The following is a 19,321-nucleotide window of genomic DNA, read 5'->3' on the forward strand; positions in this document are numbered from 1 at the left end:
GGCTTATCTTTCTCTCAAAGCGGCGTTGGGCGGCACGCGAATGGCATTAAAGGCCGGCGCCGCACCCGTCGCTACAGCCAGCAGGACGGCGAGGGCGATTGCCTGGAGAATGATCGGAGGTGTCAGCACGAGATCCGGCACGATCGTGCGCAGCGGCTCCCGCAGAAACACCACGGCCGTAAACGCAAAACCGAGACCGAGGCTGAGGCCTAGGGCAAACAAGGCGAACGTCTCGGCGAGGATATTGCAGAGGATGAAGCGCCGCGAAAAGCCGATGACCTTTAGCACGCCGATTTCCCTCGTCCGCTCGCGGATAGCGAAGAACATGGTATTGGCGACGATCATCAGGATGGTCACGAATGCCACGCCGACCACCAGGCGCACGATGGTGGCGATATCCGCAAACTGCGCGATGAAGGCCCTCATGAACTCGGCTTCCGTCCGCGTCCGGGTCTCGTAGGCGGAATTGGCAAAGAGAGTGTCGACAGCTTTGATGACATCGTCGGCGCGAACACCGTTCTTCGGCACAATGCCGAAGCTGCTGACGGTGTCGCGGTGGGTACTGCGCTCGGAATTGATGTAGTCGTAGCGCGCCATCACGAAATGGGTGTCGGCGGATTTTTTGCCATCTAATATGCCGACGATCTCGACTTCGAAATCCGAACTGCCGTCGGCCTTGAAGAAGCTTGAGGTATTTAGCGTAATCTTCTGCCCAAGAACCCACCCCTCTTGCATTGCGATGCTCCGGCCGGCGATGGCCCCATTCCGAACCTCGCCGAAGCGGCTGAGGGCGTCGGCGGGAATATCGTATTGATCGCCGATGAAGGTCGCGAAACTGCCGGCCTCCGCCGCCGTCAGGCCAAGAAAATTCGTCGGCATTCGGTAGGTCGCGCGGCTGCGCGCCATGTAGGTCGCTCCGGCGACACCAGGCAGGGCCAGGATCTTGTCGTAGTAGCTGATCGGCAAAGGCGAGGCATCGCCGACCTTGTTAGTTACGATCAGCCGCTCCGAGTCCACCTCGCCGCCCAAAAAGCCGTGTTCGAAACTCGTCAGGACGAGGTGGATGAAAAAGGCGATGGCAATGCTCGCGATCAGCAGAGCGCTGCGCATCGGTTTGCGTGCCATGGTTCGGCGAATGAGAGTGAGGTGGCCCATCATGGTTACGCAGCCTCCCGTTCGACAAAGCGCCCCTTGTCCAGGCGCAGCACTCGTTTGGCGGAACGCGCCGCCACATCGTCGTGGGTGACCATGACGATGGTTTTGCCGAGCTCCGAATTGAGGATGCGCAGCATGGTCAGCACCTCTTCGGCGGAATCGCGATCGAGATCGCCGGTCGGCTCGTCGCAGAGCAGCAGTTTCGGATCACTTGCGAGCGCCCGGGCGATCCCCACCCGTTGCCGCTGGCCGCCCGAAAGCTCCGACGGCAGATGTTTGCGCCGGTCGCTGAGGCCGAAAAGCGACGGGATCGTCTCGATCCGCTCGCGCCGCTGGCGCCGGGTCAGGCTCGTCAGCAGCAGCGGAAGCTCGATATTTTGCTCCGCCGTCAGCATCGGCATCAGATTGTAGAACTGAAACACGAAGCCGATATTGGCGCCTCGCCATTTCGTCAGGGCGCTTTCGCTCATTCGGCTGATGCGCGCATGTCCGAAATTGATATCGCCGGCATCGGGGCGATCGATACCGCCGATGAGGTTCAGAAGCGTGGATTTGCCGGAGCCGGAAGGGCCGACGATTGCAACGAAATCGCCGCTGCTGATTGTCATGGTCAGCTCCGAAAAGATCGTCACGGTGCTCTTTCCGATCCGGTAGTCCTTGCGCACATGCTCGATCGAAATGCTGTCGTCTTTGGTCCTGGATGCACTCTCATCCATCTCAAAATCCTCATTTGTTCAGGTTTGCTTGAAGGTCCGGAGCGTCCAAAGTGACCTTTGCGGCCATGTTCGGCAGTACCCGGGAGGGCGGTGTCAGGAATTCCAGCCGGGCGGTCACGGTGCCTTTCTGCAACGAAGCCGCTGGCACGATCGTCCGCACCCGCATTTTGAACGGCCGGTTCGGAAAGGCATCGGGGATGGCGACGGCCGTCTGGCCGGGCTGTAGCCGCCCGGCATTGGACTGCGCGATATCGGCGTCGATGGTCATGGAGGTCGGGTCGAGAAGGATCGCGATCCCGTCTCGCGGCCCGCCACCATCCGTTCCCGAGGCAACCGTATCTCCGAGGCTCGCCAGCCGAGAGACGACCACGCCGCCGAAGGGCGCGACAATCTGGTGGAGCGACAAGGTGCTTTCGTGCTTCTCCACCTGCAGCCGCGCGGTCTCTGCCGTCTGCCGCGCAACATCGAGATCGCTGGTCAACTGTACGACAGCAAGGCTATCGGCATCGAGGCTGCTGGTTGCGGCAGCGCCGCGCTCGATAAGGAGTTTGGTGCGCTCAAGGGTCTTGCGGGCTTGCTGCAACGAGGCCTCGACCCGGTGCTTTGCAGCCGCTGCAGCGGCGGCCTGGGATCTGGCAATCCTCAGCTCGATCTCATCCATCGTCGAATCAAGACGTGCAACGACCTGCCCCGCTATGAAATGATCGCCGACATCCAGCGGCAGATCGACGACCCGGCCGCCGATCTCCGGCCGCAGGGCTATCATTCGTCCGGCAACGACATAGCCGGAACCGAGAATGGCCTGAGACAAAGTTTTTGCAGGCTCTTGGATGGTGGGGGCTTTGCTTTGTGAAGATGGCGAGGCTTCCTTTGCCGGCGCGGATACGGTTCCTGAGGCAAGGGCTTTCCACAGGGCATTGGCGGACGGCGTGGACATAAAATAAGCCATTGCTGCCAATGCTGCGGCAATGCCTGCCAGCATCATACCGAGCCTCCGCAAACGGACGCTGGGGAGCGAGGCGCGGGGAGATGGCTCAACCCGATCGATCGATAGTGATCGAAGCCGGGTCGCGATATTCGCTTCAGCATTCATGGCAGGTCTCCAGACGTTTACGGCGTCAATGTCCGCCGCTGAGGCGTCTGGTGCGACCTCGATCATGATTCAGCACGTCTCGGATCGCGATCTGGATCGCCGGGAGCCGCGAGTCAGGCCATAGTGGCGGCAAATATGGTTGCCCCACGGGAAGGGTCTCATGCTGTTCGTGCCGCTGCCGTTCGTTGTTGCTCTCCTGCTTCTGCTGATGTTTCTGGCAGTGGCGCGACGGGATGATGAACTGGCAGCAAACCGTCCCTTCCTCATCCTGCTTCTAGTTTGTGCCCTGCAGTCGGTTTTCGTCGGACTGCGTTGGGGCTATGGCTTGCAAGTTATCGGTCATCTGACGCTCGCCTTTGCGACGATTATGCCGCCGCTTGTTTATGCCGGCGTTCGCAGGCTGGGCGCAGACAGCCGCCGCCGCTGGCCTGTCCTTCTGACATTCTACTGCTTTCCCGCTGTGGTCATCGCCGTGCTAGTCGCCGTCTGGCCCGAGGCGATCGATATCGCGATGATCCTGATTTACTTGGCCTATGCCCTCGCATTGCTCTGGCTTGTTCGGTCCGGTCCGGATGTGCTGCGCCTTGCGCCCTTCGAAGCGGCGCAACCGGCCCATCGGGCACTCGTCTTCGCCGCCGCAGCATTGTGCTTTTCGGCGATGGTCGATGCACTTGTGCTGTTCGATTTCGAAAGGAATCATGGCGAGCATACCGGCATGATCCTCAGCATTGCCAATCTTCTCGGCCTGTTCATGCTCGGCATTGCAGCCGCCGCGGCCAGCCGGAACTCCACGCCGGTCGAAACCTTGGAGATCGCGCCTCCATACGACCCAGCCGAGGACAAGGATACGATTGCCAGGATCCATGAGCTGATGCAGGAAAAAAAGCTGTACCGCGACGCCAATCTCAGCCTTGAACGTCTGGCCCGCAAAGCGGGGATACCGTCGCGGCGCATCTCGACTGCCATCAACCGGATCACGGCCAAGAACGTTTCGCAATATGTCAATGATTACCGCATCGCCGAGGCTTGCCGCCTGCTCGCCGAAACGGACCGATCGGTAACCGAGATCATGCTGGAGGCCGGCTTCCAGACCAAATCGAATTTCAATCGCGAGTTCCGCCGTGTCACAGACATGACGCCTGTCGCCTGGCGCGAGAAGTGCGCTTTTTCTGTAAGTCCCGCTTAGCACCCAAGCCTTGTCTGGGGAGACAAAAGCCATAGATCAGCAACTATCCATTGCGAATGGCTGCCTCTGCTCCTGTGCGATCGGACAACAAATCGGCACAGAATTGTCAAAAAAGTATCAGTCCGGCGTTCATGGCGTAGTAGCGGGGATGAAGGTCGGCGCGTAAAGTCGGATCGTTGGAAAAGTACAATGGCCTCTGGGAGGAGGTGCCGGTCGGGAAACACTCGACGGCGGGCAGGCAGGAGGACGACATGAATCCAGATTTGGAAGTGGTCGCGATCGGCAGTGCCGAGTCCTTCAAGGCATGGGAACATGGCTATCCCTACCGCACCGTCCGCTGGCATTTCCATCCCGAATATGAAATCCACCATGTTGTCGCGACGACCGGACAATATTTCGTCGGCGATTTCATTGGCGAATTCGAACCGGGAAACCTTGTGCTCACAGGCCCGAACCTGCCGCACAACTGGGTGAGCGACGTGCCGCCGGGTACCTGTCTGCCGCTGCGCTGTCGGGTCCTTCAGTTCTCCGAGTCCTTTTTTGCCGACGCAAACAGAGTTTTTCCCGAGCTTTCCGGATGCATCGACATCCTTGAGATGAGCCGCCGCGGCGTGCTGTTCACGCCGGAAACGGCAGCGCTCGTCGGGCCGATCCTCGGTGAACTCGTCGAAGCCAAGGGAATTCGCCGCATCGAGCTTTTCATGAATGTGCTGAATGCATTGAGCAGCGCTGAGAATGCCTGCACTCTCTCCAGTACACGTTATCATCCCGATCCTTCAGGATTCATGTCGGCCGGGGTCAACCAGGCATTGGCCTACATCAACACGCATCTGACGGAGCCTTTCAGCGAAGCCGACCTTGCAGAATTGACCGGCCAGAGCCCGAGTGCGTTTTCGCGCAGCTTCCGCCGGCATACCGGCATGGCGCTCGTCCAGTATGTCAATCGGCTGCGGATCAACTTCGCCTGCCATCTGCTGATGAGCAAAGCCGAATTGTCGATAACCGACATCTGCTTTGCTGCCGGCTTCAACAATATCTCGAACTTCAATCGTCGTTTTCTGGATCAGAAGGGCATGGCGCCCTCCCGCTTCAGAACATTGCTGGCACAGAACGTAAGAGCGGTGGAGGCCGCCTAAAAAAGGAGGACCGGGAGGAGAGACCAGACAATCGGGGCAAGATGGAGCGGGCATGAGAATTGCCCGCACGGGAACACTTGTCCGCATGTCAGCCTCAACAAGCATCGCCGCAGGGTCTGCTTTAAAGGCTGCACTACGGAACAGGCGTCGAGCTCAGCACATGAGCTTGAGGCATTATCAAAACAACGATCATTTGGAGCGGAGGAATTCCAATGACCCAATTCGCATTGAAACTGGCAGGCGCTGCAACACTCGCCATCGGCCTTCTCGCTGGCACATCCGCATTCGCACAGTCCGCGAAAGTGACGGACGCGACGGTTGCTTTCCTGATGCCCGACCAGAGCTCGACGCGCTATGAAGAGCATGACTATCCGGGTTTCCAGGCGGAGATGAAGAAGCTTTGCGCCGGCTGCAAGGTGATCTATCAGAACGCAAATGGTGACGCTTCGCGTCAGCAGCAGCAGTTCAACTCCGCGATTTCTCAAGGCGCGAAGGCAATCGTGCTCGATCCGGTCGACTCCACGGCAGCGGCGTCGCTCGTCAAGATGGCGCAGAGTCAAGGCGTAAAGGTCATCGCCTATGACCGTCCGATCCCGTCGGCGGTGGCAGACTACTATGTATCCTTCAACAACGAGGAAATCGGCAAGATGATCGCCAAGTCGCTGGTCGATCATCTGAAGGCGAAAAACGTAAAGGCTGGTGACGGTGGCCTTCTGGAAATCAACGGTTCGCCGACCGATGCGGCAGCCGGCCTGATCAAGAAGGGCATTCATGCCGGTCTCGCCGACGGCGGTTATCCGGTGCTTGCCGAATTCGACACGCCGGAATGGGCACCGCCGAAGGCACAGCAATGGGCAAGCGGCCAGATCACCCGCTTCGGCAAGAAGATCCTGGGCGTTGTTGCCGCCAATGACGGCACCGGCGGCGCAGCCGTTGCAGCCTTTAAGGCGGCCGGTATCGATCCGGTGCCGCCCGTTACCGGCAACGATGCGACGATCGCCGGCCTGCAGCTCATCATTGCCGGCGACCAGTACAATACGATCTCCAAGCCGAGCGAGATCGTTGCTGCGGCAGCGGCAAATGTCGCGATCCAGTTGCTGTCGGGCGAAGCGCCGAAGGCTGATACGAAGCTCTTCGATACGCCGACGCAACTCTTCGTGCCGGCGCTCGTTACCTCGGAGAATCTGAAGGCCGAGATCATCGACAAGCAGGTCAACGGCAAGCCGATCCAGACGGCAGACCAGCTCTGCGGCGATCGCTATGCGGAAGGCTGCAAGAAGCTCGGCATCACGAAGTGACTACCTCCTCCCGCCAGTTGCCCCGGCCGCTCGAGGGCGGCCGGGGAACCGGGAACTTATCCTCCCCATTCATTTAGAAAGGCTCGCGACATATGACTGATGCTTCCGACCAAACAGCCGCCACAGGCGAGTTGGTGCTCAGCCTGCGCGGCGTCTCCAAACATTTCGGCGCGGTGTCGGCGCTGACCGACATCGATCTCGACGTGCATGCGGGCGAAGTCGTCGCTCTCGTCGGAGACAACGGCGCCGGCAAGTCGACGCTCGTCAAGATTCTCGCCGGCGTTCACCAGCCGAGCGCAGGCACGATCACCTTTCGCGGCTCGAAGGTGACGCTGAGCGATCCGAGCACCGCCCTGCATCTGGGCATCGCCACGGTTTTCCAGGATCTGGCGCTGTGTGAAAACCTGGATGTCGTCGCCAATATCTTTCTCGGGCGGGAACTCAGCCCCCTGAAACTTGACGAGACCGCGATGGAGGTCCGCGCCTGGACGCTGCTGAATGAGCTTTCGGCCCGCATTCCAAGTGTCCGCATTCCCATTGCATCGCTCTCCGGCGGGCAGCGACAGACGGTGGCGATCGCGCGGTCGCTGCTTCTTGAGCCGAAACTCATCCTGCTCGATGAACCTACGGCGGCTCTCGGCGTCGCTCAGACGGCCGAAGTTCTGAACCTCATCGAGCGCGTCCGCGACCGCGGGCTCGGGGTCGTCATGATCAGCCACAATATGGAAGACGTCCGGGCCGTGGCGGATCGCATCGTCGTGTTGCGGCTCGGCCGGAATAACGGAATTTTCTATCCCGATGCGTCCAATCAGGACTTGGTCAGTGCCATTACCGGCGCCAGCGAAAATGCAGTTTCGCGCCGCGCCGGGCGCCGTCAGGCGCAGCAGCAAATAGGGCAGGAGGGTCAGATATGACCAGCGACATCAAACAAGCGGGAACGCTCCTCGACCGCAGCGATATTCGCGTCAAGCACGATGCCGGTCTTAGCGGCACGATCCGTTCGTCGATCGACAAGGTGCGCTCGGGCGATCTCGGCTCGCTGCCGGTGGTCGTTGGCCTGATCATCATCTGGACCGTCTTCGGCACCCTCAACCCGACGTTTCTTTCGAGCAACAACCTTGCAAACCTCCTGTTCGACGCATCGACGGTCGGCGTCATTTCGCTCGGAATCGTCTGCGTGCTGATGGTCGGCGAAATCGATCTTTCCGTTGGCTCGATCAGCGGCTTTGCCTCTGCCATGGTCGGCATGCTCTGGGTCAACGAGGGCTGGCCGGTCGCCGTTGCGGTTATCGCCGCACTCCTCGTCGGCGGATTGATCGGATCGCTTTACGCATTGCTTTTCAACCGGCTGGGAATGCCGAGCTTCGTTTCGACGCTGGCAGGCCTACTGGCGGTGCTCGGCATGCAGCTTTATCTGCTTGGCGCCACAGGCTCGATCAACCTGCCCTACGGGTCGGCTATCGTGAATTTCGGCCAGCTCATGGTCATCCCGCGGCCGCTCTCCTATGTCTTTGCACTGCTCCCCGGCATCGTCATGCTGGTTTCGGGCTATCGCGCGGCTCTCCGCCGCCGCGAGGCCAATCTCTCCTCGCGGTCTATCGGCGGCCTCGTGGCGCGCGCCGTTGCGATCACCGTCGCGCTCGAATTCGTCGCCTTTTATCTCAACCAGGATCGCGGCATCCCGTGGATGTTCGCGCTCTTCGTCGCACTGGCCATCGTGATGAACTATGCGCTGACGCGGACCCAATGGGGCCGCTCGATGGCAGCGGTCGGCGGCAACCGTGAAGCGGCGCGCCGTGCGGGCATCAACGTTCGGCGCATCTACACGAGCGCCTTTGTTCTCTGTGCAATGTTTGCAGCACTCGGCGGCGTGCTCGCGGCGGCGCGTCTCGCATCGGCGAGCCAACAGGCTGGCACGGGCGATGTCAATCTGAATGCGATCGCCGCCGCCGTCATCGGTGGAACGAGCCTCTTCGGTGGCCGCGGCAGCGCGTATTCGGCGCTGCTCGGCATCATCGTCATCCAGTCGATCGCGAGCGGGCTGACGATGCTCGATCTGTCCTCGGCCCTTCGCTACATGATCACCGGCGCAGTCCTCGCCATTGCCGTCATCGTCGACTCCCTGGCACGCCGGTCGCGAGTTTCGCATGGCCGGGCCTGATACAACGACCAAGTAAGGAATGATATGAGACAGGAACTTTTTGGAAAGGTTGCAGCGATTACCGGGGCCGCCTCGGGGATCGGTCTTGAATGCGCCAAATCACTATTGCAGGAGGGCGTCAGCGTCGCCCTCGTCGACAGAGCCGAGGAATCTCTAAGGAACCTGTGTTCCGAACTTGGTCCGAAGGCTTTTCCGCTGGTTATCGATTTGACCGATCCCGCCAGCGTCGCGACGATGATGCCGCAGATACTGGAAAGATTCGGAAAGCTCGACATCTTTCACGCCAATGCCGGCTCTTACATCGGCGGTGAGGTCGTCGACGGGGATCCAGACGCCTGGGACCGGATGCTGAACCTGAACATCAATGCGGCGTTTAGATCGGTCCGGGCGGTGTTGCCCCACATGGTGGAGAGGAAGACCGGCGATATCATCGTCACCAGTTCCATCGCCGGCCTGGTTCCAGTCGTTTGGGAGCCGATCTACACGGCTTCCAAGCATGCGGTGCAGGCTTTCGTCCACACGGTGCGACGGCAGGTCTCAAAACATGGCATTCGCGTTGGCGCGGTTGCGCCAGGCCCGGTGGTGACGGCGCTAATCAGCGACTGGCCGAAAGCAAAGCTTGACGAAACGATCGCGGCGGGCGGATTGATGGAGGCGACGGAGGTGGCGGAAGCGGTGTTGTTCATGCTGTCCAGACCGCGCAATGTCACGATCCGTGATCTCGTCATCCTGCCGAACAGCACGGACCTCTGAAGATGACGCAATATTTCATCGGTGTCGACGTCGGTACAGGCAGCGCCCGGGCGGGTGTCTTCACTGAGAATGGCAATCTGCTGGCTTCGGCAAAACGCCCCATCAGGATCTGGCACGAGGCCGGCAGCATCGTCGAGCAATCCAGCGAACAGATTTGGAAAGCGGTTTGCGGCAGCGTCAAGGAAGCCATCGCGTCGGCCGGAATCACGGCCACGTCCATCGCTGGAGTGGGTTTCGACGCGACCTGTTCTCTCGTCGTCGTCAAAGCTGACGGTGCGCCGGTGGCCGTCGGTCCGTGCGGAGATCCGGATCGCAATATCATCGTCTGGATGGATCATCGCGCTGCCGGCGAGGCGGCTGAAATCAACAGCGGCAATCACGGAGTTCTGCGTTACGTCGGAGGCAGTATTTCGCCCGAGATGGAAACGCCGAAGCTTCTGTGGCTGAAGCGCAACCTGCCGCGATCCTTTGGCGCTGCCGATCACTTCTTCGACCTTGCGGATTATCTGACCTGGCGTGCGACCGGCTCACTGAGCCGGTCGGTCTGCACGGTCACCTGCAAGTGGACATATCTTGCCCATGAGAAACGCTGGGATGCGGCGTATTTCAAGGCTGTCGGCCTGGAAGAGCTGGCGGCGGAAGGCTTTTCGAGAATCGGCACGGACATCGTCGAGCCGGGTACGGCACTGGCGAACGGCCTGACCGAGGCGGCCGCCCTCGATCTGGGATTGCCGATCGGAACCTCGGTCGGAGCGGCGCTGATCGATGCCCACGCAGGTGGCGTCGGCACGCTCGGAGGGGATGGTGCGGATAGTGGATCGAAAGTGCAAAGCAGGCTTGCCTATGTCTTCGGCACATCGGCCTGCTCGATGGCCTCGAGCGACAATCCCATTTTTGTCGGGGGTGTGTGGGGACCATATTACTCGGCAATGATACCGGGGCTGTGGCTGACGGAAGGCGGTCAGTCGGCCGCTGGAGCCGCGATCGATCATCTGGTTACGATGCATCCCGCATCTGCCGAAGCCCGCGCGAAAGCAGAGATGGAGGGTGTCTCTCTCGTCGCATGGCTTGACCGTAAGGCCACTGAATTGTCTCCCGACTTGACGCGCGCGGTCGAGCTTGCAAGGTCGATCCATGTTGTTCCGGAATTTCTCGGAAACAGGTCACCGCATGCCGATCCTGATGCCCGCGCAGTCATCGCCGGCATCGGACTTGAGATCGAGATCGCCGATCTGATTTCGCTCTATATCGCGGGTCTCTGCGGTATCGGCTATGGCCTCAGGCAGTTATTGGAAACGTTGTCACGAGACGGCATCGAGATCGGCACGATCGTTGCGAGCGGCGGGGCTGCACAAAGCAATCTCGTGCGGCAGCTATTGGCCGATGCAACGAATGCCCCGGTCGCGATCGCCAATACCGATGAGCCGGTATTGTTGGGCGCGGCGATGCTCGGGGCCGTTGCGGCAGGACGATATCATTCACTACTGGAAGCGATGAAGGCAATGTCGAGCCTCTCGGCAACCTTCTCTCCCGCCGGTGGCACTATCGGATCGCTGCATGAGCGGCGTTACCGCGCTTTCGAGCTGCTGCAGTCCGCTGACCGGGAAATCCGTCGGTTCGCGGCCGTGGGTGGGTGAGGGAGCACTGGGCCCGATTAAGCAAAAAGTTCGCTGAGTTCCGTTCGCGCGATGTCCCGGAGCCGGACCGCCTCGCTCATGTCGATCGAGCGGTAAGGCCAGCGCAGGCGGGTGCCGACAGGTCCCCAGTTGCCGATGGCGCAGAGGAGTTTGTCGAGCGCGGCGTTCGAGTAACCAAACCGCTGGCGATACGGAACGATGTGCGTTTCCATGAATTCGCAAATCCGGCGCTCCAAAGCGAGTGCGGCATCAATATCTTCCCGCATCGATGCGGTCCACATCTGCGCGCCTCGGGGGCTCAGACAGCAGACGTTGGAAAAGGATCCCGCCGCAACGTCCTCCTTAATGCCGGTTGCAAAATGATGACCTGGAACAAAGATTGAGAGCGCCGAAAGATGCTGGCGTGCTTCCGCATACCATTGCTTGTTGCCGTCAGCCACCTTCGCACCGATCACGCCTGGCGCCGCCGCGCAAATTCTGCCCAGTTCTTCCGGCGTCAGGACACGTTTGGCGTGCGGCGGATTGTAGAGGATCAGCGGGATGCCGTTTGCGGCATCGACGGTCCGTTTCAGAAAATCGATCGCTTCCTCGTCCGTCACAGGCCACCAGTCGGGCAGGATGACCTGGATTGCCAACGGTTTTAAGAGCGCCGAACGGCGAACCCGCTCCAGCATGATGCGGGCATCCGGTTGGCATGCGCCGATGACGAAGTTTATGCCGGCCGCTGCGCACTGTTCGGCCAACATCGATTGAATGCGGTCGAACTCGTCTTCCGTTTGGCTATGAAATTCCCCCGCCGTGCCGTTCGAATAGATGCCGTGGACACCGGCCGCGATCAGGATGTCGATCTCCTCGCCAAGCTTTGCGAATTCGATATCGTCGTCCGCCCCGATCGGCAGGAGAAGAGTTGCCCAATTGCCGGCGATGGCATGCCGCTTATTTGCTGTCACTTTACGTCTCTCAGTTCAGATCATCGCGAATGCAGGCTTTGAAGCGGCCCGGTTCGATCTCTCTCAGCTCCGGAACCGCCTTCCCGCAGGCGTCCAATGCATGCGGACAGCGCGTTCGGAAGACGCAGCCGCTCGGCGGATTGGCCGGGCTCGGTATGTCGCCTCTGAGAATCTGGCGGTCGCTCCGAACATTGGGATCGATCGACGGAATCGCCGACAGCAGCGCACGCGTATAGGGGTGCTGCGGCGTCGCGTAGAGATCGGCACTCGGCGCGATTTCCATGATGCGGCCGAGATAGAGCACGATCACCCGATCGCAGATATATTCGACGACGGCCAGATCGTGCGAAATGAAGAGCATGGTCAGGCCGAGGCGCATCTGCAAGTCGCGCAGCAGATTGATGATCTGCGCCTGGATCGAGACGTCGAGTGCGGAGACAGGCTCGTCGGCCACGACGAATTCGGGCGACAAGGTCAAGGCGCGGGCGATGCCGATACGCTGGCGTTGGCCGCCCGAAAATTCGTGTGCATAGCGGTTGATCGCGTCGGCGGGCAGATCGACCTGGGCGAGGGCGGAACGCGCCCGCTCCAGCCTCTCCTTGCCGGTTCCGATACGCTGGATCTTCAGCCCTTCCGTCAGGATCTCGCCGATCGTCATGCGCGGCGAGAGGCTGGCGAAGGGATCCTGAAAAATATACTGCATCCGCGGTCGGGTTCGTCTGAGAGCAGAGGCGGAAAGCGTTGTTAGTTCCACGCCATCGAAGCGGACGCTGCCTGCCGAGGGCTCCACGAGGCGCAAGACCGAGCGTCCGATTGTGGTTTTTCCGCTGCCGGATTCCCCGACAAGTCCGACGACCTCGCCCTTGCCTATATCGAAAGAGATGCCCTGAAGAATGTTCAGCTTGGCACCTCGAGACGTATAGTGTTTCTCAAGATCGCGAACGGACAGCAATGGCGCGCTCATCTATATCTCCCGCCATCTTATGCAGCGGCTGCGGTGCTGCGGATTGACCTCTTCGAGCGCCGGAACGGCTGCGCGGCAGGCATCGATCGCGAATTTGCAGCGCGGGGAAAATGCGCAACCTGCCGGCATGTTCATCAGGCTCGGGACCACGCCTGGGATGGCGGCGAGCTTTTCGCCGGCCTGTTTCATGCGCGCGGCATCGCCGAGACGCGGCATGGAGGCGAGGAGGCCCATCGTATAGGGGTGGTGCGGATTGCTGAAGACCTCGCAGACCGGTCCCTCTTCGACGATGCGCCCCGCATACATAACCGCAACGCGATGGGCGATCTCGGCAACGACGCCGAGATTATGCGTGATAAACAGCATGGCCATGCCGCGCTCGCGCTGCAGCCTGAGGAACAGATCGAGAATTTGCGCCTGGATTGTCACATCGAGGGCCGTTGTCGGTTCATCGGCAATCAGCAATGTCGGATCGCAGGCGAGAGCCATGGCGATCGTTGCCCTCTGGCGCATGCCGCCCGACAGCTCATGCGGATATTGGCCGGCGCGCTGCTTCGCATCCGGAATGCCGACGCTTTCGAGGAGCCGGACCGCCGCATTCGCCGCCGCTTTCCGATCCGCTCCGCGATGGATGCGGATCGGTTCCGATATCTGGTCGCCGATCGTGAAGACGGGATTGAGGCTCGACATCGGCTCCTGAAACACCATGCCGATATCATCGCCCCTGATCCGGCGCATCTCTTCGTCATCGAGAGAGACCAGATTGCGGACGGCTCCGTTCTTGCTCTTCAGGCGGATGCTGCCCGCGGCGATCTTCCCGATGTTGTGGGTGAGCAAACGCATGACGGAAAGGCTGGTCACCGACTTGCCGGAGCCGGATTCGCCGACGAGCGCCAGGGTCTCGCCGCCGGCAACGGTCAGATCGATATCATTGACGGCCGTGATCTCGCTGCCGCGAACGCGGAAGATCGTTCGCAGGCCCCTGATGTCGAGAATGGGATCGGCGGTCAGCTCCATTACGCGCCTCAGTTCAGCAGGCCGGTTGCGCGCAGGATGTCATCGATCCGCACCGTTTCGGCCTCGTTCAGCGCCGCGCGCGGCCGCGGCATGACGGCGGTATCGATGATCCCGAGGCTGCGCATGGCGGCCTTGAACGCGCCGATGCCCGATGCGCCGCCGCTGACGCGGCCCTGGGCGACCCAAACAATTTCGAAGAGCCGGCAAAGGCGCTCCTGCTCCTTTTTCGCCGCCGCCCAATCGCCGCGCTGGGCCGCATCCCAGAGGCGCACGTAGCCGTGCGGATCGACGTTGGCGATGCCCGGAACAACGCCGTGCGCGCCCATCAGCAAGGCATTGTCGACGACGATCTCAGAGCCGGTCATCAGAAAGACGTCCTTACGTTCTGCTAGATCGAGCAGCGCATAGCGGAAATTGCCGTCATCGCCGCTCGAATCCTTCAGGCCGATGATGGTGCCTTCCTTGGCGAGCGTCACGACGGTCTGCCGGTGAAGCTTCACATGAACGCAGACGGGAATGTCGTAGGCGACTACCGGAACGTCCACCGCATCTTTGATATAGCGGAAATGATCGATGATCTCGGATTGGCTGGTAACCGTGTAAAAGGGTGCCGTTACAACCACCGCGTCGGCGCCCGCGGCTCTCGCGACTTTCGAATGCGCGATAACGCGATCGGTCGTCGGATCGATAGCGCCGACGATCAGCGGTACGCGGCCGTTTACCACCTTGGCCGAATGTTCGATGATCTCGCGCCGCGTCTTGTCGTCATGAAAGACCACCTCGCTCGTCGAGCCGAGCACGAACACGCCATGGCAGCCGGCATCGATCAGATGTTCGAGAACACGGGTGTACGACGGATAGTCGACAGTGAGATCCGGATTGAGCGGGGTTATGACGGGGGGAACGACACCCTTGAATTTGGTCATTTTGCTTTCTTTCGATTGTCAGTTCAGTTCGGCACGAGGGTCGAAGGCATCTCTGAGGCCATCGCCGATGAAGTTGATTGCAAGCACGGCAAGGATCAGCGCTCCGCCGGGGAAGAGCCATTGCCAGGGATATTGTTCGAGAACGGCGGTCGAGCGGGCGGCATTGAGCATGTTGCCCCAGCTTGCCGCAGGCGGGGCAATACCGAGACCGAGGAAGGACAGGCCGGCCTCCAGCAGGATGGCATTGGCGATCTGCAGCGTCGCGTAGACCACGAGAATGTCGATCGCGTTCGGCAGGCCGTGGCGAAACAGCAGATGCCCGATGCCGGCGCCCATGCCGCGCGAGGCCATGACGAAGTCACGCTCGCGCAGTTCGAGAAGCCGAGAACGAACCATACGGGCAAGAAGCGGCCAGGAGAGCAGGGAGATGACAAGCACCGTCGGCCAGATGCCAGTGCCGGCGATCGATGCGAGCACCAGCAGGAAGATGACGGGCGGCAGAGTCATCACCAGATCGACGAAGCGCATCGAGACGGCATCGGCCCATCGCCCTGCCAGCGCGGAGATGGCGCCGAAAAGGAAGCCGATGATCGCCGAGAGGACAGTTGATGCGGCAGCGACGAGCAGCGAAATCCGCCCGCCTTCCAGAACACGGGCGAAGACGTCGCGGCCGACGCCGTCGGTTCCGAACCAGTGCGTAGCCGTCGGGCCGCTGTTCATGGCGAGCAGATCGATATCGTTCGGCTGGAACGTCCACCACAGCGGATAGGACAAGATCAGCAACAGCATCGGTACGGCGACGCAAATGCCGGCGACGGCGGCGCGGTTGAGCAGAAAGCGTTCGAATGCGCGGGCAAGCGGCCCAGGGCTGCGGCGGGAGGTGGAGCGAGAAAACATCGTCAACCTACCTTGATGCGCGGATCGACCACCGCATAGGTGATGTCGGTCAGGAGATTAACGACGATGACGCAGATGCCGATGATGAGCGTCGCCCCCATGATCACCGGGTAGTCGCGCGTCTCCACGGCATTGACGAGAAGCAGACCCATGCCCGGCCAGTTGAAGACGCTCTCGATGAAGATGGCGCCGCCGATCGCAAGCCCGATGGTCGAACCGACGAGGGTGACGATGGGAAGGAGGGCATTGCGAAGCGCATGCTTGGTGACGACCCAGAACTCCTTCACGCCTTTGGCGCGGGCCGTACGCACATAATCCTGGTTGAGAACCTCGAGCAGAGAAGCGCGCATATATCGCGTGATCAATGCCGCCTGGGCGATGGACAACAGCGCGGCGGGCAGGATCAGGTGATGAATGAGATCACCGATCGAAAATTCCTCGCCCGGCGTCAGCATGCCGCCGGAGGGCATCCAATGCAGGCGAACGGAGAAGATATAGAGTCCGATAAGGGCGCTGAGGAATGCGGGGCTGGAAATTCCGGCGAGCGCGAACACCGAGAAGGATAGATCGGCGAGCGAATTGCGGCGAACGGCGCTGAAAACGCCGACGGCGATGCCGGCAATAATGGCAATCACCAGCGCCGAACCCATGAGGAGCAAGGTCGGTCCGATCCGCGACAGTACGAGACCGAGAACCGGCTGGTCGAGACGCTTAATCGAATAGCCGAGATTGCCCGTGAGCGCGTTCTCCAGCCATCCGAAATATTGCAGCGGCAAGGGCTGGTCGAGGCCCAAGCTCCTGCGCAGATTGGCAAGGTCGGCCGGCGACATGGGGACGTTCGGATCGATATAGGCATCGATCGGATCGCCGGGCGTCAGGCGCAAGAGCAGGAAGATCAGCATGCTCAGGGCGATGAGCATGCCTATCCCTATCATCAGGCGTCGAAGGCTGTATCGAAGCATCGCAAATCCGTCCTGTCAGGGTGGCCGAAGCCACCCTCAAGGCTTCCTGGAAGCGAACGCCTTATTCGGCGATCGACCATTTCTGCGGGTCGGCCTGATAAGGCCCGCCGCCTGGCGCCGGCGTCCAGACGAAATCCTTCATCTTGGACGAGACGATGCCGTAGCGCTTTGCCACCCAGAGCGTTGCCCAGGGCAGTTCCGTATTCATGACCTTGCAGACGTCCTGGTAGCGGCCGTCGCGCTTGGAGCTGTCTGTCTCGGCAAGTGCGGCGTTGAGCGCCGCGCTCAGATCCGGCATGCGCGCCCGAACGACGTTCGCTCCGGCCGGCGGGATCTGGCTTTCATTCAGCCCGACATTGATGCTTCCGGCATCGGGTCCGTTCTGAAGCCCAGCATAGACCATCTGGAACTGTGCGACATCCGGCTTCGAATTGAGCACGATGCTGTTATAGGTCGGCGCATCGACTGCGCGCGGCACGACGTTGATGCCCACCTGGGCGAGCATGGCTTGGACGGCAGCCAGAACGTTGGTCGCAAGCGGCGTCGTGTAATAGGTCAGCAGCGTGATCGGCTTGCTGCCGTTGATCTGGTCCCATCCCGCTTCCGTCAGCAACTGCTTGGCCTTTGCAGGGTCGTAAGCGTAGTCGTCCATGCCCTTCGGTATCAATTGCTCGGCGACATAGGCGCAATTGGCAGGCTTGGCCGCGCCGCCATAAAGGCTCTTGATGATGGCATCGCGATTGAGTGCGTACATCACCGCCTTGCGGACGCGCACATCCTTCCAGATCGGGGATTCCTGGTTGAAGCCGAGATAGTTGACGACGAAGGAATCGCCTTCGATAACCTTGAAGTTCTTGTCGTCCTTGAAGGTCGGCACGTCGTTGGAGTCGACATAGGTGAACTGGATTTCGCCGGATCTCAGAGCCGCGATCGCCGCAGCCGGATTGGCAAAATAGCGGTTGATGACGCGTTCGAGCGCAGGCTTGCCGCCGCGATATTCGGTGTTGGCCGCGAGCTCGACATATTGATCGGACACGTATTTCGTGAACTTGAACGGTCCCGTGCCGATCGGCGTGGTCGACCACCATGTGCTCTTCGCCAACTGATCGGCCGGTATCGAGGACAGGGCATGCTCCGGCAGCATCATGACCTTGGTCATGGTGTCGAGAAGGCTGCCGGTCGGCGCGCTGAGCTTGATGATGACCGTGTGCTCGTCCGGTGTCTCGACGGATGCGATGCTCTGCAGCCTGGCGGCGAGCACCGAGCCGGTCTTGGCGTTCATTGCAAGGCCGATGGTGAATTTGGCGTCCTTGGCCGCAAATGCCTGGCCATCATGCCATTTGGCATCCGCCAGTTTGAACGTGTAGGTCTTCTGATCCGGGCTCACCTCGTAGGAGCTCGCGAGCTCGCCGACGACTTTCTGCAGCTTCTCGTCATAGATGACGAGCGGTTCGTAGTAGATGCTGAGCCAGGTAAATCCGGCGGTTGCAGCAAGCGGATTGAAATTGCCCTGGAAGCCGCCCGGGCCGACATCGAAGCCACCGGAAAGGGTCGCCGCCTGCGTCTGGCCGACAAAGGCCGGAATTGCGGTCGTCGACAGCATGGCGGCAAGCGCGATGACGGATAAGCTAAACGGTCCTCTCATGTGTTCCTCCCACATTTGAACTTGTTTTGTTATTGGCAATCACCCGGGCAATGCCGTCGTAGTGGCGATCCAGGCGCCTGCGCGCCTCCTCCAGATCTTTTGCTTCCACCGCATCCACGATCGCGGCGTGATCACGCCAGGTCGCCATCGGGTCGAGGTTCTCCAGGTTGACGAAATCGGACGCCTTGTAGAAAGCGAGCCAGAAGACATCGATCAGTCGCACCAGTGTTTCATTGTGTTGGCAGCGAAAGAGCAGCCGGTGAAAGAGCTGATCGTCTTCGGCGAAGGTTTCTCCGCGCTCGGCATGGACGCGCATCCTGTTGACCGTGCCGCGCAGTTCGGCGATGTCATCCTCGCCGATCATCTCTATCGTCTTGCCGATCAATCCCACTTCCAGCGTCCGGCGGATCTCAAGGACCTCCTCGATCTGCCGCAGCGCGCCGCCGAGCCCATAGGCAAGATTGTCGAGCAGCGGCTCGAAGGAAAAAGCCTTCACGAAAATGCCGACTCCGCGCCTCGTCTCCAGCACGCCAAGCGATTCCAGCGCCTTTATCCCCTCGCGCAGGGAATTCCGGCTGACGCCGAGCTGTGTCGCCAGCTCTCCCTCCGCGCGCAGAAGCGTGCCAGGCGCCAGACCGTTTTCATCGATATAGGCCCGCAAACTCTCCTGAACCGAAACGTGCAGCAGGGGAGCGCGGTTCAGGGGCTTCATCGATTTCAAGGCCATCTCCGGCGTCTTTCCAACATGTCAATCAAGGCGAAAGCTAACATATCCACTTGTAGGATATATGTCAAATAAACAGACCGATTGATACAGTGAGAACC

The 19,321-nt window shown here is 60.6% G+C and carries 18 protein-coding genes; 7 read left to right on the forward strand and 11 right to left on the reverse strand.

What is annotated here, in order from left to right:
* Window positions 1–3 precede the first annotated feature (3 nt).
* From K290_RS0100245 to K290_RS0100255, 3 genes are read right to left on the reverse strand one after another with little or no spacing between them, the layout of a single operon-like run.
* A complete protein-coding gene (locus K290_RS0100245; RefSeq protein ID WP_245276438.1) occupies window positions 4–1,158 on the reverse strand; it encodes an ABC transporter permease in 1,155 nt (384 codons plus the stop codon).
* Window positions 1,159–1,160: 2 nt separating this feature from the next.
* Complete coding sequence (locus K290_RS0100250; protein WP_028750010.1) at window positions 1,161–1,871, reverse strand: ABC transporter ATP-binding protein; 711 nt, start codon at window positions 1,869–1,871, stop codon at window positions 1,161–1,163.
* Window positions 1,872–1,881: 10 nt separating this feature from the next.
* The gene (locus K290_RS0100255) at window positions 1,882–2,856 is read right to left on the reverse strand and encodes an efflux RND transporter periplasmic adaptor subunit (RefSeq protein WP_245276439.1); all 975 of its coding nucleotides are present in this window, start codon (window positions 2,854–2,856) and stop codon (window positions 1,882–1,884) included.
* A 268-nt stretch (window positions 2,857–3,124) separates the two neighbouring features.
* On the opposite strand from K290_RS0100255, the gene K290_RS0100260 reads away from it, so the two are divergent.
* From K290_RS0100260 to K290_RS0100290, 7 genes are all read left to right on the forward strand, one after another.
* Window positions 3,125–4,150: a helix-turn-helix domain-containing protein gene (locus K290_RS0100260; protein ID WP_037134587.1), complete on the forward strand. Its 1,026-nt coding sequence runs from the start codon at window positions 3,125–3,127 to the stop codon at window positions 4,148–4,150.
* 251 nt (window positions 4,151–4,401) lie between these two features.
* Window positions 4,402–5,286: an AraC family transcriptional regulator gene (locus K290_RS0100265; RefSeq protein WP_028750013.1), complete on the forward strand. Its 885-nt coding sequence runs from the start codon at window positions 4,402–4,404 to the stop codon at window positions 5,284–5,286.
* A 212-nt stretch (window positions 5,287–5,498) separates the two neighbouring features.
* Entirely contained in the window at window positions 5,499–6,584 is a 1,086-nt protein-coding gene (locus tag K290_RS0100270; protein ID WP_028750014.1) for an ABC transporter substrate-binding protein, read from the forward strand.
* A 92-nt stretch (window positions 6,585–6,676) separates the two neighbouring features.
* Window positions 6,677–7,498 carry an ATP-binding cassette domain-containing protein gene (locus tag K290_RS0100275; protein ID WP_028750015.1) on the forward strand — a complete coding sequence of 274 codons (822 nt, stop codon included), beginning with the start codon at window positions 6,677–6,679 and terminating at the stop codon, window positions 7,496–7,498.
* Window positions 7,495–8,745: a sugar ABC transporter permease gene (locus K290_RS0100280; protein WP_028750016.1), complete on the forward strand. Its 1,251-nt coding sequence runs from the start codon at window positions 7,495–7,497 to the stop codon at window positions 8,743–8,745. The genes K290_RS0100275 and K290_RS0100280 overlap by 4 nt, the downstream gene beginning before the upstream one ends.
* Window positions 8,746–8,769: 24 nt before the next feature.
* Window positions 8,770–9,498: an SDR family oxidoreductase gene (locus tag K290_RS0100285; protein ID WP_028750017.1), complete on the forward strand. Its 729-nt coding sequence runs from the start codon at window positions 8,770–8,772 to the stop codon at window positions 9,496–9,498.
* A 2-nt stretch (window positions 9,499–9,500) separates the two neighbouring features.
* Window positions 9,501–11,135 (forward strand): FGGY-family carbohydrate kinase, encoded by a 1,635-nt coding sequence (locus K290_RS0100290; RefSeq protein ID WP_028750018.1) that lies wholly within the window; start codon window positions 9,501–9,503, stop codon window positions 11,133–11,135.
* A gap of 17 nt (window positions 11,136–11,152) precedes the next feature.
* On the opposite strand, the gene K290_RS0100295 is transcribed toward K290_RS0100290, so the two are convergent.
* The 8 genes from K290_RS0100295 to K290_RS0100330 form a co-directional block, all read right to left on the reverse strand.
* Window positions 11,153–12,085 carry a dihydrodipicolinate synthase family protein gene (locus tag K290_RS0100295; RefSeq protein ID WP_028750019.1) on the reverse strand — a complete coding sequence of 311 codons (933 nt, stop codon included), beginning with the start codon at window positions 12,083–12,085 and terminating at the stop codon, window positions 11,153–11,155.
* A gap of 10 nt (window positions 12,086–12,095) precedes the next feature.
* The gene (locus tag K290_RS0100300) at window positions 12,096–13,049 is read right to left on the reverse strand and encodes an ABC transporter ATP-binding protein (RefSeq protein ID WP_028750020.1); all 954 of its coding nucleotides are present in this window, start codon (window positions 13,047–13,049) and stop codon (window positions 12,096–12,098) included.
* On the reverse strand, window positions 13,050–14,066 hold the full coding sequence (locus tag K290_RS0100305) for an ABC transporter ATP-binding protein (RefSeq protein ID WP_028750021.1): 1,017 nt from the start codon (window positions 14,064–14,066) through the stop codon (window positions 13,050–13,052). It abuts the gene before it with no gap.
* 8 nt (window positions 14,067–14,074) lie between these two features.
* On the reverse strand, window positions 14,075–14,992 hold the full coding sequence (locus K290_RS0100310; RefSeq protein ID WP_028750022.1) for a dihydrodipicolinate synthase family protein: 918 nt from the start codon (window positions 14,990–14,992) through the stop codon (window positions 14,075–14,077).
* Between the two features lie 18 nt (window positions 14,993–15,010).
* Window positions 15,011–15,889, reverse strand: coding sequence for an ABC transporter permease (locus tag K290_RS0100315; RefSeq protein ID WP_028750023.1), 879 nt, complete (start codon window positions 15,887–15,889; stop codon window positions 15,011–15,013).
* A 2-nt stretch (window positions 15,890–15,891) separates the two neighbouring features.
* Window positions 15,892–16,851: an ABC transporter permease gene (locus K290_RS0100320; RefSeq protein ID WP_028750024.1), complete on the reverse strand. Its 960-nt coding sequence runs from the start codon at window positions 16,849–16,851 to the stop codon at window positions 15,892–15,894.
* Between the two features lie 61 nt (window positions 16,852–16,912).
* Window positions 16,913–18,496 carry an ABC transporter substrate-binding protein gene (locus K290_RS0100325; protein WP_028750025.1) on the reverse strand — a complete coding sequence of 528 codons (1,584 nt, stop codon included), beginning with the start codon at window positions 18,494–18,496 and terminating at the stop codon, window positions 16,913–16,915.
* Window positions 18,480–19,223 (reverse strand): FadR/GntR family transcriptional regulator, encoded by a 744-nt coding sequence (locus K290_RS0100330; RefSeq protein WP_028750026.1) that lies wholly within the window; start codon window positions 19,221–19,223, stop codon window positions 18,480–18,482. Before K290_RS0100330 ends, K290_RS0100325 begins: the two co-directional genes overlap by 17 nt.
* Between the last annotated feature and the right edge of the window lie 98 nt (window positions 19,224–19,321).

It is taken from the genome of Rhizobium leucaenae USDA 9039, from assembly GCF_000426285.1.
In the GTDB taxonomy this organism is placed as follows: Bacteria; Pseudomonadota; Alphaproteobacteria; order Rhizobiales; family Rhizobiaceae; genus Rhizobium; species Rhizobium leucaenae.

Excerpts from the sequence above, each read along its gene's own strand:
- K290_RS0100245 (WP_245276438.1), bottom strand. The coding sequence starts at position 1,158 with ATGATGGGCCACCTCACTCTCATTCGCCGAACCATGGCACGCAAACCG.
- K290_RS0100250 (WP_028750010.1), bottom strand. The coding sequence starts at position 1,871 with ATGGATGAGAGTGCATCCAGGACCAAAGACGACAGCATTTCGATCGAG.
- K290_RS0100255 (WP_245276439.1), bottom strand. The coding sequence starts at position 2,856 with ATGATGCTGGCAGGCATTGCCGCAGCATTGGCAGCAATGGCTTATTTT.
- K290_RS0100260 (WP_037134587.1), top strand. The coding sequence starts at position 3,125 with ATGCTGTTCGTGCCGCTGCCGTTCGTTGTTGCTCTCCTGCTTCTGCTG.
- K290_RS0100265 (WP_028750013.1), top strand. The coding sequence starts at position 4,402 with ATGAATCCAGATTTGGAAGTGGTCGCGATCGGCAGTGCCGAGTCCTTC.
- K290_RS0100270 (WP_028750014.1), top strand. The coding sequence starts at position 5,499 with ATGACCCAATTCGCATTGAAACTGGCAGGCGCTGCAACACTCGCCATC.
- K290_RS0100275 (WP_028750015.1), top strand. The coding sequence starts at position 6,677 with ATGACTGATGCTTCCGACCAAACAGCCGCCACAGGCGAGTTGGTGCTC.
- K290_RS0100280 (WP_028750016.1), top strand. The coding sequence starts at position 7,495 with ATGACCAGCGACATCAAACAAGCGGGAACGCTCCTCGACCGCAGCGAT.
- K290_RS0100285 (WP_028750017.1), top strand. The coding sequence starts at position 8,770 with ATGAGACAGGAACTTTTTGGAAAGGTTGCAGCGATTACCGGGGCCGCC.
- K290_RS0100290 (WP_028750018.1), top strand. The coding sequence starts at position 9,501 with ATGACGCAATATTTCATCGGTGTCGACGTCGGTACAGGCAGCGCCCGG.
- K290_RS0100300 (WP_028750020.1), bottom strand. The coding sequence starts at position 13,049 with ATGAGCGCGCCATTGCTGTCCGTTCGCGATCTTGAGAAACACTATACG.
- K290_RS0100305 (WP_028750021.1), bottom strand. The coding sequence starts at position 14,066 with ATGGAGCTGACCGCCGATCCCATTCTCGACATCAGGGGCCTGCGAACG.
- K290_RS0100310 (WP_028750022.1), bottom strand. The coding sequence starts at position 14,992 with ATGACCAAATTCAAGGGTGTCGTTCCCCCCGTCATAACCCCGCTCAAT.
- K290_RS0100315 (WP_028750023.1), bottom strand. The coding sequence starts at position 15,889 with ATGTTTTCTCGCTCCACCTCCCGCCGCAGCCCTGGGCCGCTTGCCCGC.
- K290_RS0100320 (WP_028750024.1), bottom strand. The coding sequence starts at position 16,851 with ATGCTTCGATACAGCCTTCGACGCCTGATGATAGGGATAGGCATGCTC.
- K290_RS0100325 (WP_028750025.1), bottom strand. The coding sequence starts at position 18,496 with ATGAGAGGACCGTTTAGCTTATCCGTCATCGCGCTTGCCGCCATGCTG.
- K290_RS0100330 (WP_028750026.1), bottom strand. The coding sequence starts at position 19,223 with ATGGCCTTGAAATCGATGAAGCCCCTGAACCGCGCTCCCCTGCTGCAC.